Annotated in this window: 14 protein-coding genes; 11 read left to right on the top strand and 3 right to left on the bottom strand. The window is 70.7% G+C overall.

Annotated elements, in window-relative coordinates; translation table 11 throughout:
- Position 1: 1 nt before the first annotated feature.
- From NL114_RS04085 to NL114_RS04060, 6 genes are all read left to right on the top strand, one after another.
- Positions 2-1,807: a DUF7408 domain-containing protein gene (locus NL114_RS04085; RefSeq protein WP_254823524.1), complete on the top strand. Its 1,806-nt coding sequence runs from the start codon at positions 2-4 to the stop codon at positions 1,805-1,807.
- Positions 1,807-4,257 (top strand): VWA domain-containing protein, encoded by a 2,451-nt coding sequence (locus NL114_RS04080; RefSeq protein ID WP_254823523.1) that lies wholly within the window; start codon positions 1,807-1,809, stop codon positions 4,255-4,257. Before NL114_RS04085 ends, NL114_RS04080 begins: the two co-directional genes overlap by 1 nt.
- Before the next feature lie 132 nt (positions 4,258-4,389).
- Positions 4,390-5,106, top strand: a complete 717-nt coding sequence (locus tag NL114_RS04075; RefSeq protein ID WP_254823522.1) for a hypothetical protein — start codon at positions 4,390-4,392, stop codon at positions 5,104-5,106.
- Positions 5,103-6,002, top strand: coding sequence for a DUF7502 family protein (locus NL114_RS04070; protein ID WP_254823521.1), 900 nt, complete (start codon positions 5,103-5,105; stop codon positions 6,000-6,002). Before NL114_RS04075 ends, NL114_RS04070 begins: the two co-directional genes overlap by 4 nt.
- 133 nt (positions 6,003-6,135) lie before the next feature.
- Positions 6,136-7,101 carry an AAA family ATPase gene (locus tag NL114_RS04065; protein ID WP_254823520.1) on the top strand — a complete coding sequence of 322 codons (966 nt, stop codon included), beginning with the start codon at positions 6,136-6,138 and terminating at the stop codon, positions 7,099-7,101.
- A gap of 28 nt (positions 7,102-7,129) precedes the next feature.
- A complete protein-coding gene (locus NL114_RS04060; RefSeq protein WP_254823519.1) occupies positions 7,130-7,996 on the top strand; it encodes a DUF58 domain-containing protein in 867 nt (288 codons plus the stop codon).
- 42 nt (positions 7,997-8,038) lie between these two features.
- On the opposite strand, the gene polX is transcribed toward NL114_RS04060, so the two are convergent.
- A complete protein-coding gene (gene polX / locus NL114_RS04055) occupies positions 8,039-9,790 on the bottom strand; it encodes a DNA polymerase/3'-5' exonuclease PolX (protein WP_254823518.1) in 1,752 nt (583 codons plus the stop codon).
- Between the two features lie 89 nt (positions 9,791-9,879).
- On the opposite strand from polX, the gene NL114_RS04050 reads away from it, so the two are divergent.
- Positions 9,880-10,722 (top strand): ABC transporter permease, encoded by an 843-nt coding sequence (locus tag NL114_RS04050; protein WP_254823517.1) that lies wholly within the window; start codon positions 9,880-9,882, stop codon positions 10,720-10,722.
- Positions 10,723-10,814: 92 nt separating this feature from the next.
- Here the strand turns inward: NL114_RS04050 and NL114_RS04045 are convergent, their stop codons facing one another.
- Both NL114_RS04045 and NL114_RS04040 read right to left on the bottom strand, forming a co-directional pair.
- Entirely contained in the window at positions 10,815-11,267 is a 453-nt protein-coding gene (locus tag NL114_RS04045) for a DUF5788 family protein (RefSeq protein WP_254823516.1), read from the bottom strand.
- 198 nt (positions 11,268-11,465) lie between these two features.
- Positions 11,466-12,458 carry a radical SAM protein gene (locus NL114_RS04040; protein ID WP_254823515.1) on the bottom strand — a complete coding sequence of 331 codons (993 nt, stop codon included), beginning with the start codon at positions 12,456-12,458 and terminating at the stop codon, positions 11,466-11,468.
- A 282-nt stretch (positions 12,459-12,740) separates the two neighbouring features.
- On the opposite strand from NL114_RS04040, the gene NL114_RS04035 reads away from it, so the two are divergent.
- The 4 genes from NL114_RS04035 (at position 12,741) to NL114_RS04020 (ending at position 15,078) form a co-directional block, all read left to right on the top strand.
- Positions 12,741-12,944 carry a hypothetical protein gene (locus NL114_RS04035; RefSeq protein ID WP_254823514.1) on the top strand — a complete coding sequence of 68 codons (204 nt, stop codon included), beginning with the start codon at positions 12,741-12,743 and terminating at the stop codon, positions 12,942-12,944.
- Complete coding sequence (locus tag NL114_RS04030) at positions 12,944-13,084, top strand: hypothetical protein (RefSeq protein ID WP_254823513.1); 141 nt, start codon at positions 12,944-12,946, stop codon at positions 13,082-13,084. The genes NL114_RS04035 and NL114_RS04030 overlap by 1 nt, the downstream gene beginning before the upstream one ends.
- A 131-nt stretch (positions 13,085-13,215) precedes the next feature.
- Positions 13,216-13,926, top strand: a complete 711-nt coding sequence (locus NL114_RS04025; protein WP_254823512.1) for a DUF6517 family protein — start codon at positions 13,216-13,218, stop codon at positions 13,924-13,926.
- A 54-nt stretch (positions 13,927-13,980) separates the two neighbouring features.
- Positions 13,981-15,078: a DUF373 family protein gene (locus NL114_RS04020; protein WP_254823511.1), complete on the top strand. Its 1,098-nt coding sequence runs from the start codon at positions 13,981-13,983 to the stop codon at positions 15,076-15,078.
- Positions 15,079-15,162: the final 84 nt, after the last annotated feature.

The following is a 15,162-nucleotide window of genomic DNA, read 5'->3' as shown; positions in this document are numbered from 1 at the left end:
GATGGCAGGCCTCGCCGACGTGTTCCTGACCCCGCTCGGTCTGCTCGCCCTCCTCGCCGTCGTGCCCATCCTGCTGCTGTACCTGGTCCGGCCGGACCCCCGTCGGCTACAGCTGCCGACGCTGGAGTTCCTCGCGGCCGGAGAGGAGGGCGGCACCGACAGCGCCGCCCTCGAGACGCTCCGCCGGAACCTCCTGTTGTTCCTCCAGCTACTCGTGGTCGTGCTGGTGGCACTCGCGCTGGCCTCGCCGTACGTCACGACCAGCGGGACCGCGACGGTCACGGAGACGGTGGTCGTGCTGGACACCTCCGCGAGCATGGCCGTCGAGGACGCAAGCGGGGGGAGCCGGTTCGACCGGGCCCGGGCCATCGCCCGGGAGTCGGTCTCGCAGACCACGTCCGTCGTGACCGCCGGCGCGACGCCGCGGGTCCGGCTCCAGGCCAGTGGCGCGGCGGACGCCCGCGAGGTGCTCGACGACCTCTCGCGGACGGATGCCGCGGGCGACCTCTCAGCGGCCGTCTCGCAGGCGGTCGCCGTGGCCGACGAGGACGCCCGCATCGTCGTCGTCAGCGACTTCGCCGGCGCCGGCGCGTGGCGTGACGCCGTCGAGACCGCCCGTGGCCGGGGCTACACGGTCGACCTGCGGCCGGTCGGGAGCGAGGCCACCAACGTCGGCTTCGTGGACGCCGAGTACGGCCGGACGAGCGTCACGCTCTCCGTGAAGAGCTACGCCGACCGCCCGGTCGAGCGGACGGTCAGTCTGGGTGGCGCGCGCGAGACCCTGCGACTCCAGCCCGGCGACGTGGGGACCGCGACGCTGCCGGTCCCGACCGGCGACGCGACCGCCCGCCTCTCGCCGGGCGACGGGTTCGCCCTCGACGACCGGGTCGCCGTCTCCGGCCCCGGGGAGGCGAGGATTCGCGTCCTGCTGGTGAGCAACGACCCGGACCGGTATCTGGTGACGGCGCTGGAGGTGCTCGACGAGGTCTCGCTGACGGTCGCCGAGCCGCCGACGGCCGTCGAGAGGGAGTACGACGTGGTCGTCTTCGCCGGCGTGGACCGCCAGCGGCTGCTACAGGGCACGCGCGAGGCCGCCGGGTCGGTGACGCGCGAGGGTGGTGGCACCATCGTCGTCGCGCAGGACGACCTCGGACAGGTCGGTTACGGCGGCCTCCTGCCGGTCGAGCCGACCGGGCGTTCGTCGGGCCCCTCGGTTCGGGCGAGCGACGACCCGCTCGTCAGGGGCATCAGCTTCCCGCCACCGAAGTCGTACCTCACCGCCGAGTTGCGCAACGACTCCGAGAGCCTGGTCCGGGCGAACGACTCGCCGCTACTCGCGCGCGGGCGACTCGGGAACGGCCGGACCCTCTACTACGGCTACCTCCCGGGCGCCAGCCAGTTCCAGTTCAACTACCAGTACCCGGTGCTGTGGAAGCGGCTGGTCTACGAGGCGGCCGGACGGGAGCCGCTCCCGCGGACCAACTACGAGACGGGCACGCGCCTCTCTGTCCCCAACGGGACGGCGGTGGCGGCCCCGGACGGGAGCCGGACCGCGGCCGACGGCTCGGTCTCTCTGGACGCCGCGGGCCACTACCGCCTCGACGACCGGCGGGTGGCGGCCGCGCTGCTCGACGCGGCGGAGTCGAACGTCTCGGCCCCGGCGCTCCGGACCGGCCCCGACGGCGTCGCGCGGTCGCGGGAGGAGGTCGTCCAGCGGCCGCTGGACCTCTCCCCGGCGGTCGCGCTCGCCGCGCTCGGCGTGTTGCTGACGGAGGTGGCGCTGCTCCGGCGCCGGGGTGACCTGTGATGTCGCCTCTCCAGGCCGGACCGGGGACCGAGCTCCAGGCTGGCCTCCCCGGGACCGGGCTCCAGGCCGGTATTCCCGGGACCGAGGCGGCCGAGGTCACCGTCAGGGGCGTGACCCTCGGGGTCGAGTTGCCCCTCGTCGCACTGGCGCTCCCGGTCGTGCTCGTCGCGCTCGTCGCGCTGACGTTCCACCTCCGCGGGGCGGCCGGCGACTGGAGCCGGCGCCGACGGCTGGGGCTGTTCGCCTCACGGGTGGTCCTCGCGACGCTTCTGGTGGCCGCTGCTGCCGGGCCGTACACGGTCACCGCCCGCGAGACGCCCGGCGACCCGCGGGTCCGCCTGCTGGCCGACGAGTCCGACTCGATGGCCGTGACCGACGCGAACGTCGACGCGCTCGCGGCCGCCATCGAGGCCGAGGGGGTCCCGGTCAGCCGGTCGGTCGTCGGGTCGGGCACCACCTCGCGGCTGGGTGATGCCGTCGTCGCCAACACCGAGCGGGACGCGGAGCTGCTGGTGGTCTCGGACGGACAGGTGACGGGTGGTCGGTCGCTGGGCGAGGCCGCGGAGGTCGCCACCAGCGCCGGCGCCACCGTTCACGCGGTCCGGCTCTCGACGACCCGGACCGAACGGTACGTCACCCTCGCCGGCCCCGCCAAGACCAGCGCCGGCGTCGGCAACAGCTTCCTCGTCCGTGTCAGCGGGGCGGACCTGGGGTCGAGCACCGCCACCGTCACGGTCACGGCCGACGGGACGCCCGTCTTCACCGAGGAGATCTCGGGCGCGGGCGCCGCCGAGTTCACCTACACCTTCGACGAGGTGGGCTCTCACGAGCTGGTCGCGAGGGTCGACGCCGACGACGTCCACGACGGCAACGACGTCGTCCGGCGGAGCGTCCGCGTCGTCCCGAAGCCGCGGGTCCTGTACGTCTCCCGCGGCGAGTACCCGCTGGAGGGGCTGCTCGACCGTCTCTACAACGTGACCAGCCGGCCAGCGGTGCCGGACGACCTCGAACCCTACCAGGCCGTCGTCCTGCAGGACCTCCCCGCGGACGAAGCGGGTAACGTGACCGCCCTCCAGCGGGCGGTCATCGACGGGACGGGCCTGGTCGCGGTCGGTGGTCGGAACGCGTACGACAACGGCGGCTACGCGAACTCCTCGCTGGGGTCGATGCTCCCCGTCAGCGTCGGCGAGGGTGGCGGTCGGACGACCCGGATGGTCCTCCTGGTCGACGTCTCCGGCAGCTCCGAGGCGGGCATGGAGACGCAGAAACGCGTCGCGCTCGACGTGCTGGAGCAGCTCGGCGACGGCAACGAGGTCGGGGTGGTCGGCTTCAACTGGCAGGCCCACCTCGTCAACGATGTCGTCCCGCTGGGCTCGAACCGGGAGCAGCTCCGCTCGAAGGTCCGGCGGCTCCAGAGCGGCGGCGGGACCGACCTCGGGGTCGGGCTGCAGGGCGCCGCCGACCTGCTCGACGGTCCCGGGACCGTCATCGTCGTCTCGGACGGGCAGGCCCAGGATGTCACGTCCCGGGCGGTCGCCCGGCGGCTGAACCAGCAGGGCGTGCAGGTCGTGACCGTCGGCGTCGGGCGCCGGGTGAACGAGGACCTGCTGTCGGACGTGGCGTCGGCCACCGGTGGGCAGTACCTCCGAGCCGACGAGACCGACCGGCTCCGGCTCCTGTTCGGCGGCGAGTCGCGAACCTTCGCCGCCGGGAAGCTGACCGTCGTGGACCGGAACCAGTTCATCACGGCCGGGGTCGAGCCCGAGTCGGACCCCGGCCTGGCCAACGAGGTGTCGGTCAAGTCCGGCGCGGAGTTCCTCGTCGCCACCGGTGACGGGGAGCCCGCGCTGGCCCAGTGGCGCTACGGCCTCGGCCGGGTCGTCTCCGTCACGGCCTACGGTGTCGACGGCTCGCTGGACGGGCTGCTGGAGCGGCCGGACTCGCTCCTGCTGTCGAAGTCGGTCAACTGGGTGGTCGGTGACCCGGAACGCGACGCCCGCGGTGTCGTGTCCGCCCCCGACGCGCGTGTCGGCGAGCAGGTGACGGTGCGGTACGTGGGCCGTGAGCGGCCCGACGGCCCGCCACGGTTCCGGCAGGTCGCCCCCGAGACGTACGAGGCGACGCTGGTTCCCGAGGCACAGGGCTTCCGCGAGGTGCTGGGAGCCACCGTCGCGGTCAACTACCCCCGCGAGTACGAGGGGTACGGCCAGTCAGACGCGCTGTCCGGACTCGTCCGGACGACCGGCGGACAGCAGTTCGGCCCGGGCGAGGCCGCGGCCATCGCCGAGACGGTCCAGCAGTCGGCCAGCCGGACCCGCGAGGTCCGCCGGGAGTGGGGCTGGCTGTTGCTCGTCGGCGCCCTCCTGCTGTTCCTGCTCGAGGTGGCGGCCCGGCGAATCTCGCGGTACCGCCGGCGAACCGCCACGACCGCGACCGCCGCCGACGACTGACCACCCCTCGGGCTGACCACCCCTCGGTTCCGGCGGCCTCTTCCCGTGGGCCCGGGCCGACGCCCGGAGTGACGGGGGCGGTGCGAGCCGAGCGCACCGAAGAGATTTGTGAACCGCGGGGCTGGGTCCGGTATGAAGCTCCTCGGTGGCAGCATCAACGTGGTCCTCGTCCTCCTCGTCGGCGCCACCATGGCCGGTACCGCCGGGGCGACCCTCTACTACCAGGAGTCCGTCGAGGACCTCCGGGACCGGAACGAACAGCTCCGCCAGCAGAACGCCGAGCTGGCGGCGGACGTCGACGAGAAGCAGGAGCAACTGGCCACTGCCGAGCAACGACTGCAGCGCCTGAACCGGAGCATCGACACCCGCCAGTCCGACCTGCAGCAGGTGACCGACGATCTCCGGGAGACCGAACAGGAACTCCGAGAGGCCGAGGACGAGCTCCTGCAGACCCGCGAGTCGCTGCAGACCGCCCGCTCGCAGCTCGTCCAGCTGCGCTCGGAGAAACAGGGACTCGAGGAGCGTGTCGCCAATCTGGAGGACCGCCGGGACCGGCTCGAATCGACCAACGACGAGCTGCAGGCCCGCGTTGACAGCCTGCGAAGCCGGGAGCGAACGCTGGAGAGCCAGGTCGATGACCTCGAGTCCCGGGTCGAGGATCTGGAGACGGAGAACCAGAACCTCGAGGACGAGAACCAGCAACTCCGGACGGAGAACCAGAACCTCGAGGACGAGAACCAGCAACTCCGGACGGAGAACCAGAACCTCGAGGACGAGAACCAGCGGCTGAAGCGGGAGCTGGAGGAGTGCCGGAACAACAACGACAGCAGCGGCGGGTCGAGCTCGTGACCGACGACGCGTCCGACGGTGGTGCCGACACCGCCCGGAACGGTGAGGGCGACAGCACCCCGGCAGCTACCGCGCCCCCGGAGGAACTCAGGGAACGCGTCGAGCGGGCCGTCCGGCAGGTCCGGCGCGAGGCTCGCAAGGCCGCGGCGGTCCACGCCGTCGTCGACGGCGTGGTCGTCCTCCTGGCGGCGAACCTCGCGCTGACCGTCGCCGGCGTCGTGTTTCCGGGCCCGTCGTGGCTGGAGACCGCCGTCGTGGTCAGCCTGGGTGTCGTGGCCGCCACCACCGAGTTCCTCGCCCGCACCCGGCAGCCACTGGTCCAGCAGTTCGAGGCCGTGAACCCGCAGGTCCGGGAGGCGCTCCGGACGGCCCGCGACGCCGCCGCGGACGGCGCGGAGACGCGGGTCGCCCGCCGCCTGTACGCCGACGTGCTCGATGGGCTCCGGTCGGCCTCCAGCGGCGACCTGATCTCGACCCGGCACGTCTCCGCCGGCGCCGGCCTCGTCGTGATACTGGCCGTCTCGACGGTCGGCATCAGCGCCGCCGGGCTCGGCCTGGGACTGGGCCCCGGTGCCGACACGGGCGGCCCGACCGACGGTGACGTGCCGACGGGCGGGTCCGGCGACTACGACGGCCTGCAGGACGGCGACGCGGTGCTGGGCGAGGAGACGAACGTGAGCGAGGGTGACGAGTCCGAGGACGTCGTCATCGGTGGCAGCACCGGCGAGGCGGGCGACGCCCCCGCCGGCGACGGTGGCTTCGACACCGGCGGGTTCGCCTCCGAGGGCTCGTACGATGCCCAGCAGGCCGGCTTCGACTCCCCGGACGACGTGGAGAACGCCGACATCATCCGGGAGTACAACCTCCGCATCCGTTCCGACGATGACGAGACATGATCGCCGTGGCCCCCGCGCCGACTGGCGTCCCCCCCGCGCCGACTGGCGTGTCCCCCGCGCCGACCGGCATCTCCCGGAACCAATCCCGCGACCGACCGCGGTCCCCGAACGACCCCACATCGAACCCCCACACATGAGTCAGGACCCCACGACCGACGACCTCGAACTGGATATCGACGAACTGCAGACGAAACTGGCACGCGTCCGCGAGGAGGTCGGCCGGCGACTGGTCGGCCAGCAGCGTGTCCTCGATGACCTCCTCGCCTGCGTCCTCGCGGACGGGAACGCCCTCCTGGAGTCGAACCCGGGGCTCGCGAAGACGCTCACGGTCCGGACGCTCGCGAACGTCACCGACCTCGACTTCTCGCGGGTCCAGAACACGCCGGACCTGATGCCGTCGGACATCACCGGCACCGAGATCATCCGCGAGGGCGAGGGCGGCAGCCGGGAGTTCGTCTTCGAGCAGGGCCCCATCTTCGCCAACGTCGTGCTCGCGGACGAGATAAACAGGGCGACGCCGAAGACGCAGGCCGCGCTGCTCGAAGCGATGGAGGAGGGACAGGTGACCGCCGCGGGCGAGACCCACGCGCTGCCGGACCCGTTCTTCGTGATGGCGACGCAGAACCCCATCGAGCAGGAGGGGACCTACCGGTTGCCGGAGGCACAGATGGACCGCTTCCTGCTGAAGATCCTCGTCGACTACCCGTCTCTGGACGAGGAGCTGGCGGTCGTGGACCGGTACACGGGCCGCGTCGACGAGGCGATTCCCGTCGAGCAGGTGCTCAGCCGCGAGGAACTGCTGGACGCACAGACCCTCACCCGGGAGGTCCCAATCGCGGACGACATCCGCGAGCGGGCGGTCGAACTCGTCCGAGAGACCCGCGAGGCCGACCACATCGAGTACGGGGCCTCGCCCCGCGCCAGCATGGCGCTGGTGGTGACCGCCAAGGCCCGCGCGCTCATCGAGGGGCGGGCGTACGTCAGCGAGGACGACATCGAGCGGATGGCCAAGCCGGTGCTCCGGCACCGGGTCGTCGTCGACTTCCGGGCCGAGCGCGACGGGATGACACCCGACGACGCCGTCGACGAGCTGCTATGACGGGCCATCCGACCGTCGGGTGGTGCCGATGACCATCGACCCGTCCTTCCTGGACGAACTGGAGCGGTACGCTCGCTCGCGCGAGCGGGACGTCTCCTCCCGGTTCAGGGGCGAGCAGCGGACGAAGGAGCGCGGTGAAGGGCTCACGTTCGCCGACTACCGGCGGTACTCCCCCGGCGACGATACGCGTCGCATCGACTGGAAGCTGTTCGCCCGGACGGACGAGTTCTACGTGACCGAGTACGAGGCCGAGCGCAACCGCACGCTCCACGTCCTGCTCGACACCAGCGGGTCGATGGGGTTCGCCGGGGACGAGGGGACGCCGACCAAGTTCGAGTTCGCCGCGAAACTCGGGCTGGGGTTCGCGTACCTGGTCGCCCGCGAGCACGACGAGTTCCGGTTCTCCCTGTTCGACGAGCGCCCGCGCCGCATCGACCGCGGACGGTCGAACCGGGGGGAGGTCCTGTCGCTGGTCGACGAGGTGGAACAGGTCACGCCCGCCGGTGAGGGTGACTTCGGCGGGGCGCTGGAGGCGTACGCCGACCAGATCGGGTCGCGGTCGCTGGTGCTGGTCTGCAGCGACTGCCTGGCGCCGGCCGACGAGGTCGAGCGGGGGCTGGAGGCGCTGGCCCGGAACGAGGTGATACTGGCGCGGGTGCTGGACCCGGTCGAGCGCGACCTCCCCGTGAGCGGCGATGTCGTCGCCGAGGACCCCGAGTCGACGCGGTCCCTACGGACCCACGTCGGGAGCCGCCGGCGCGAGCGGTACCGGTCCCGGCTGACCGAGCACGTCGACGACGTGGCCGAGCGGGCCCGGACCCTCCGGGTCCGACACCGGCTGGTCGAGTCCGACGCGGACTTCTTCGACGCGTTCGGCGAGGTCTGGACGGCCTGAGCCGAGTCGAGCCGACTCCGACCACGCTCTCCGTGTCGTCGCCTACAGCCCGAGGAACTGCCGGATACCGCTGGCGGGCTGGGTGTTCAGCACGTCCGCCGGTTCCGCCCACCCCCGGCGCGCCGTGTGGACGCCGTATCGGATGTAGGCGTAGCTCTCCGGGCGGTGGGCGTCCGTGTCGATGGCGATTGTCGCGCCCTGCTCGACGACCTCCTTGACCGCGGCGCCCCGCAGGTCGAGCCGGCGGGGGTTGGCGTTGATCTCGAGCGCCACGTCGTGCTCGGCGGCGGCCGTGCCGACCGTCTCGAAGTCCAGGTCGAGCCCGGAGCGCTGGTTGAGCTGGCGGCCCGTCGGGTGGCCGACGATGTCCGTCGCGGGGTGCTCGATGGCCGCGACCACGCGGTCGGTGCCGTCGCCGTCCAGCGCGGCGTGCGGAGAGGCGACCACGCAGTCGAGTTCGTCCAGCACGTCGTCGCCGACGCTCAGGCCACCCTCGGCGTCGATGTTCGCCTCGACACCCGTGAACACGTCCACGTCGGCGTCGCCCGCGACCTCACGGACCTCGGCGATCTGCTCGCGAAGCTCCTCGTCGTCGAGGCCGACGCCGCCCACCATCCCCGGCCCGGTGGCGTGGTCGGTGATGGCGATGTACTCGTGGCCGAACGCGGCCGCGCCCTCGGCCATCTCCGCGATGGTGTTGTTCCCGTCGGACCACTCGCTGTGGAGGTGGAGGTCGCCGCGCACGTCGGGCTGCTCGACGAGGTCGGGCAGGTCGCCGGCTGCGGCGGCGTCGACCTCGCCGCGGTCCTCGCGGAGTTCGGGGGGCATCCACGGCAGGTCGACGGCTGCGTACATCCCGCGCTCGGACTCGCCCGCGACGCGCTCACCCGCTCGTGGGCCGGCCTCGTCGCGTTCCTCCTCGCTCAGCTCCGAGATGTCGAAGACACCGTACTCGTTCATCGTCAGGCCGCGCTCGATGGCCCGATTCCGGACGCGGACGTTGTGGTCGCGGCTCCCCGTGAAGTACTGGAGCGCGGCGCCGAACTCGTCGGGGTCGACGACGCGCAGGTCGACCCGGAGCCCGTCGGCCCGGACGGATGCTTTGGCCTCGCCCGCCTCGATGACCCGGTCCGTGCCGTCCCAGCTCGTGAACGCGTCGAACACGGTCTCGGGCTCGTCGCTGGAGACCAGTACGTCCACGTCGCCGATGGTCGGCCGCCACCGCCGGAGCGAACCCGCAGCCTCGGCACGCTCGACGCTACTCGCCGCCTCCAGGTGGTTGATGACCCGGTCGGCGAGCGGTCGGCCCTCGCCCAGCAACTCGCGGCCGTGGCTCTCGCGGGCGAAGTCGATGCCCTCCAGGATGTTCTGCTCGGTCTTCGGGCCGAAGCCCTTCACCGTCTGTATCTCGCCGGCCTCCGCGGCCGCTTCGAGGTCGTCCAGTGTCTCGACCCCGAGTTCGCGATACAGGTCGCCGACGGTCTTCGGGCCGACCCCCTCGACCCGGGTGAGCACCTCGATGTCAGCCGGGAGCTCCTCCCGGAGGTCCGCCAGTTCCTCGATTTCGCCGGTCTCGACGTACTCCACGACCTTCTCCGCGATGGCATCGCCCACGCCCTCGATCTCCTGGACGGCGGCCTCGCCCTCTCTCGCGAGCCCCGCGATGTCGGCTGGGTGGCCCCTGATGTTCTCCGCGGCGCGGCGGTAGGCCCGTGGCTTGTACTCCACGTCCATCGCCTCCAGCCGGTCAGCCATCTCCTCCAGCAGGTCCGCGACGGCGGCGTTCTGGGTCATTGTTCGTGTGAACTCGGCCCTGCGTGATAGTTCGGGCGGGTAACCGCCGGCTGGGAAAGCTTGAACGGGCAGGTCACCGAACCGCGGATATGAGCCTCGCTGCCGTCTTCCGGAAGGATTTCGAGGACGCTGTCAGGTCCAAATCGCTGCTGGTGTCGGTCCTGCTGTTCGGCCTCTTCGCGGCCCTGCTCGCGGCCCTCCAGTTCTTCCCGACCCTGTACATAGACGACGGCAGCACCGCCCCGGCGACCACGCTGGCCCTCCTGAACAGCATGCGACAGCCGGCGGTGTTCTTCGTCCCGCTGTTCGGCCTCATGGTCGCCTACGACACCATCGTCGGCGAGCGCGAGAGCGGGAGTATCCGCCTCCTGCTCGGCCTCCCCAACTCCCGGCGGGAGGTCGTGCTCGGGAAGTTCCTCGGTCGGACCAGCGTCGTCGCGGTCGCGGTGCTGGCCGGGTACGCCGTGGCCGGCGGCATCGCCCTGGCGACGTACGAGTCGTTCGACACCGCCGTCTTCACCCTGTTCACGCTCCTCACGCTGGTCTACGGGGCCGTCTACGTCGCCATCGCCACGGGGTTCTCCGCGGGGATGCGCTCGCGACTCGGCGCGTTCGTCGGCGCTGGTGGCCTCTACTTCCTGTTCATCATCGGCTGGGATATCGGGCTGTTGCTCCTCCAGCTGGCGATCTACGGGCAGGACATCCCCGAGGCCGGCCTGCCTGACTGGTTCAGCTTCATCGGGATGTTGAACCCCTCGACCGCGTTCATGCACGCGGCCCGGACCGTCATCCCGGCGTACCGCGAGATCACCTTCTACCCGGAGGCGAGCGCCGCCTACGCCCAGGGCTGGGTCGGGTTCCCCATCCTGGCGGTCTGGATAGTTCTCCCGCTGGCGTTCGGCTACGTCCGCTTCCGGCGGTTCGATGTCTGACCACTCCTCGTCACGGTCGGGCACCGCCGACCGACGGGTTCGGGCCGCTCCACCCGGTGGCAGCGTACTGTCCGGTGCCACGATGCGGTGGGTCAGTACCCGCCCCGCTTCCCGGTATCGTCCTCGCGCCCGAGCGCCTGCTTCAGGAACTTCATCCACCGCTTCTTGTCGGCGGCCTCCTGCGCTTTGGCCTCCTGCTCGATGCTCGTCGGGCCGAGCGACTGCAACGCTTCGAGCGCCCGGTCGATGCCGATGATGGACTCGACGAGCTCCTCGCCCTCCGCGAAGGTGAGGTCGGCCGCCTCGGCCTCGTCCTCCAGCCGCTGCTTGCGCTGGAGCCGCTCGCGCCGGAGGTTCTTCTTCGCCTCCTCGACCCGCTCGCGCTCGCCCGGCGGGACGGTGTCCCGGCGCTTGATCTCGAAGACGAACTGGTGCAGTTCGACGGTCTCGCCCTGCACCTCGATCTCGTCGGGGATGTCGGCACCGAGCGTGGCCCCCTCGCGCTCGACCCGTTCGAGGAGCTGTTTCCGCTCGAACTCTCGCATTACCTGTCGATTGGTGACTGTGGCTGATTAGTCGTGCGCTCCGGGCTGGTTGGCTGGTGAGTACTGGTGCTACTGCCACCACTGCCGGCCTGTCGAAAGCGCCCGGCCCCTTTCAGTCCCGCCCGTCCCTCGTGTCGCACCGAGCATCGCCACTCGCTACTCTGGTGTGGACGTGATTCAGTCGAGGCGGATTCGACTCTACGCCAGCGGCGTGCGCTCCACCACGGTCCCGTCGTAGGTCGGGTACTGCTCGACCAGTTCCCCCTCGGAGACGTCGCCCTCCTCGACCATCTCCTCCAGCAGCCACCACGCCAGCTCGACGTGGTCGGATTTGACGGTGTAGAACTCGTCGGGCACCCCGAGCGCCTCCAGCTTCTCGGGGTCGAGCCACGTCTTCCCGTAGACGAGCGTGCCGTCGTCCGTTATCTCGTCGAACGGGCGGCGGATGTTCCGGGCCATCCGCTTGAGGCGGTTGCGGTGCTGGGCGGCGTCCTTGAAGACGCTCGTGCAGAAGTAGACCCGCTCGTGGTCGCCCATCACCTCGAGGATATCGTGGCTCCCCTCGACCGCGCTCATGTGGCCGTCCTTGAGTTCGAAGCCCGCCTCCTGCATCCGGCGGTAGTTCCCGTCGGACATCTCGAACTCGTTGATGTTGCAGAACTCGGCGGCCCCCTCGTCGAGGAACTCGAGGAACTCCGGCTCCGCGCGGATACCCGGAATCTCGAAGGAGGGTGTGAGTCCCTCCTCGCGGGCGATGTAGAGGATCTCCTCCCACTCGGTCCCGTGGAGGTCACCCCACAGCTCGAACGGCGGGTGGAAGCGGATCTCGTCGAGACCTGCCTCGCTCAGGCGGCGCATGTTCTCGCGCCCGCCCGTGATGCCCGTGTACAGGTGCGTGTGGTGGTCCTCGCCGAACTCCTCTTTCAGCAGCGAGAGGTACCGCGTCGTGCGCGCCATCGCCTCCTGGGGCTCGCCGCCCGTGATGGAGGTGCCCAGGGCGTCCATCCGGTGGGCCTCCTCCAGCACGTCCTCGTCGGACTCGACGGGGCGCTCGTTGGCGTACACCTGGTTCACGTTCTTCCGGTTCTCACCGAGGGGGCAGTAGAAGCAGTCGCGCTGGTCACAGTAGCCGTAGACGAACAGCACCATCTTCCCGCCTTCCGCGCACTGTTCGCACCCCTCGGAGATCATGTGTGTCTGCCCACTGTTGTCGGAGCGACGTGAAAAGTCGTGCGTCTCGTCCACCGGCGTGCGTGGCGCCCGCATGCCGCCACGAACCAGGGTGAGCTACACGGGGGGGACTACACACCTGTGGAGATGCGGGATACCTATATCCGAATATCAACTATTGAGTCCAATTTAGAACACGATAACGGAATGGATGCGAAGTATATAATGTGTTTGTAGTGGTACAAGCTCTTCTGGTGGACATTCACGAAACGCTTTAGTGGGTGGCTGGCATGGACACTGGTGATGGCAGTACGCGAGACCTCCGACGACGGTTCCGACCTCGAAACGACGACGACCGACTTCCCGGCCGGGCACACCTGTCCGGACTGTGGCGCAGCGGTGCTCAACGGGCAGGGTCTCTACACCTGCTTCGAGTGCGAGTTCTCGCTGACCTCCGCGGCGTTCACGGAGGAGAGCACGTTCGACCACCCGGTGTTCCGCCTCTGATGGCCGCCACCGAACCCTCCGGCGACGGCGACCCGCTCGCCGGCATCCCGGCGGCCACCTGCCCCTTCTGCGGTGGGGCGACGGGCATCGTCAGCGACCTGGCGACGTGTGGCGAGTGTGGCTGGATGGACGCCGCCTGACCCATCCCGGCGCCCGGCACTGCGGCTCGATCTCCTTTCCTATCTCTCTGACCTCATGTCTCTCTAACGTGTGTTGTCGAGCCACATGCACGGCCGACAGGCCCATATCCGCCGACGGCGTGGCGTCGGATATGACCGAGGAGTCGCCGGGGAGGAGCCGTCGTTCGGTTCTCGCGGCCGGCGCGACCGCCGCCACCGTCGGGCTCGCTGGCTGTGCGGGCCTGGCGGGTGACCTGTCGTTCGAGTCCGGTAGCGCCACCGTCACGGCACAGGCACGTTCCGAGGCGGGCTATCAGGAGGCCGGTGTGACCGCGATTCCGTTCAGCCGTCAGGTCTCGCTGGGGCCGATCCGGCGGACGGTGGAGGTGACGAACCTGCTGGCCGAGTACGACCGCAGCGTCGGCCTCGACAGCGGTGGCCTGACCGACGGGCTCGGCATCCCGACCGACGCGCGAGCCGCGGTGTTCGCCGCGTTCACGACGCCGGCGGTCGACATTTTCGGCCGGACACTCAACCCGGTCGCCAACCTCTCGACCGACGAACTGGCGAACCTCATCCAGCAACACTACGGCGGCTTCCGGAACCTCGCGACGGACGCCGAGCTCTCGGGAACGCTCCTCGGGCAGTCCACGGGGGTGACCCGGTACACCGCCGAGGCGGACCTGCTGACGACCGCCGTCGTCTCGACGGACGTCCCCATCTACCTCTACGTCGGCACGCCCGTCCGGGCCGGCGAGGACTTCGTGCTCACCGTCGCGGCCCACCCGCGGGCCGCCGGCCCCCGCGAGGGGACCATGCGGACGTTACTCGAGGGCGTCGAGCACGCGGCGGGGTCGGCCTGACCTGCCAGCCACCCACAAGCGAATTAACCCGGCCCGTCGTAGGCAGCCGCGACCGTGCTGCTCGTGCTGTGTGTGGACCTCGATGACGATCTCGGCCGGAAGACGGACCACGATACGCCCGTCATCGGCCGCGAGCGTGTCGAGCGTGCAGCGGTGGACCTGGCGACCGCCGACCCCGAGGACTCGGACGTGAACGTCTGCTTCGAGGGGTGTCACCTCTACGACCGTATCACCGACGAGACCGTCGAGGTGGCCGTCGTCACCGGCAACGAACGCGGCGACGTGGCCGCCAACCGCGAGGTCGGCGACGAGGTGGACACGGTGCTCGCCTCCCTCGCGACGGGCGAGGACGTCCGCGCGCTCGTGGTCACCGACGGCGCCCAGGACGAGTCCGTCATCCCAGTCATCCGCTCGCGGGTCCCCATCGACGGCGTCCGCCGGGTGGTCGTCCGGCAGGCCCAGGACCTCGAGTCGATGTACTACACCTTCAAACAGGTCCTCTCGGACCCCGAGACCCGCGGGACCATCCTCGTGCCGCTGGGCATCCTGTTGCTCATCTATCCGGTCGCGGTGCTGGCCGACCTGCTCAAGCTCCCCGGCTCGACGCTGGGGGTGGTATCCGCGCTGCTCGGACTCTACATCCTCGCACGCGGGCTCGCGGTCGAGCGCACCATCGACCGCGTGGTCGAGCGCGCCCGGACGAGCCTGTTCACCGGTCGTGTGACGCTGGTCACGTACGTCGTCGCGGCGGCGCTGCTGGTCGTCGGCGGGGTCACCGGTGTCGACCTCGTCGAGACGCTCCGCGCGACGGCCGGCGGTCGGCTGGGGCCGGGGCAGACGCTCGCGGCGCTGGTCAACGGTGCTGTCGAGTGGTTCGCCGCGGCCGGCGTCATCGCCTCGCTCGGGCGCATCACCGACGAGTACATCGCCGGCGACTTCCGCTGGCGCTACCTCAACGCCCCGTTCTACGTCATCGCCATCGCGGTCGTCCTCCACGGCGTGAGCGCGTTCTTCCTCGCGCTGCCGTACGCGGACCTGGCGTACCTCGCGGCCGCGCTGGCGGGGGGAACGCTGCTGGGGCTGTTCAGCACGCTCGCCTTCGCCATCGCGGAGCAGCGTGCCCCCCGGCGGCCGGACTCGAAGGCCGCGTAGTCCGGGTCCCGGTGACGGCGACGGCGTCCCCACCGAGCGGCCGAACGTTCACCGGGCATTCGGAGGTGGGTTGATTACCTTCCC

The organism is Haloglomus halophilum, from assembly GCF_024298885.1.
Lineage (GTDB): Archaea > Halobacteriota > Halobacteria > Halobacteriales > Haloarculaceae > Haloglomus > Haloglomus halophilum.
This window is presented reverse-complemented; position numbering and strand designations above follow the sequence as displayed.

Excerpts from the sequence above, each read along its gene's own strand:
- NL114_RS04085 (WP_254823524.1), top strand. The coding sequence starts at position 2 with ATGGCAGGCCTCGCCGACGTGTTCCTGACCCCGCTCGGTCTGCTCGCC.
- NL114_RS04080 (WP_254823523.1), top strand. The coding sequence starts at position 1,807 with ATGTCGCCTCTCCAGGCCGGACCGGGGACCGAGCTCCAGGCTGGCCTC.
- NL114_RS04075 (WP_254823522.1), top strand. The coding sequence starts at position 4,390 with ATGAAGCTCCTCGGTGGCAGCATCAACGTGGTCCTCGTCCTCCTCGTC.
- NL114_RS04065 (WP_254823520.1), top strand. The coding sequence starts at position 6,136 with ATGAGTCAGGACCCCACGACCGACGACCTCGAACTGGATATCGACGAA.
- NL114_RS04060 (WP_254823519.1), top strand. The coding sequence starts at position 7,130 with ATGACCATCGACCCGTCCTTCCTGGACGAACTGGAGCGGTACGCTCGC.
- polX (WP_254823518.1), bottom strand. The coding sequence starts at position 9,790 with ATGACCCAGAACGCCGCCGTCGCGGACCTGCTGGAGGAGATGGCTGAC.
- NL114_RS04050 (WP_254823517.1), top strand. The coding sequence starts at position 9,880 with ATGAGCCTCGCTGCCGTCTTCCGGAAGGATTTCGAGGACGCTGTCAGG.
- NL114_RS04045 (WP_254823516.1), bottom strand. The coding sequence starts at position 11,267 with ATGCGAGAGTTCGAGCGGAAACAGCTCCTCGAACGGGTCGAGCGCGAG.
- NL114_RS04040 (WP_254823515.1), bottom strand. The coding sequence starts at position 12,458 with ATGATCTCCGAGGGGTGCGAACAGTGCGCGGAAGGCGGGAAGATGGTG.
- NL114_RS04035 (WP_254823514.1), top strand. The coding sequence starts at position 12,741 with ATGGCAGTACGCGAGACCTCCGACGACGGTTCCGACCTCGAAACGACG.
- NL114_RS04030 (WP_254823513.1), top strand. The coding sequence starts at position 12,944 with ATGGCCGCCACCGAACCCTCCGGCGACGGCGACCCGCTCGCCGGCATC.
- NL114_RS04025 (WP_254823512.1), top strand. The coding sequence starts at position 13,216 with ATGACCGAGGAGTCGCCGGGGAGGAGCCGTCGTTCGGTTCTCGCGGCC.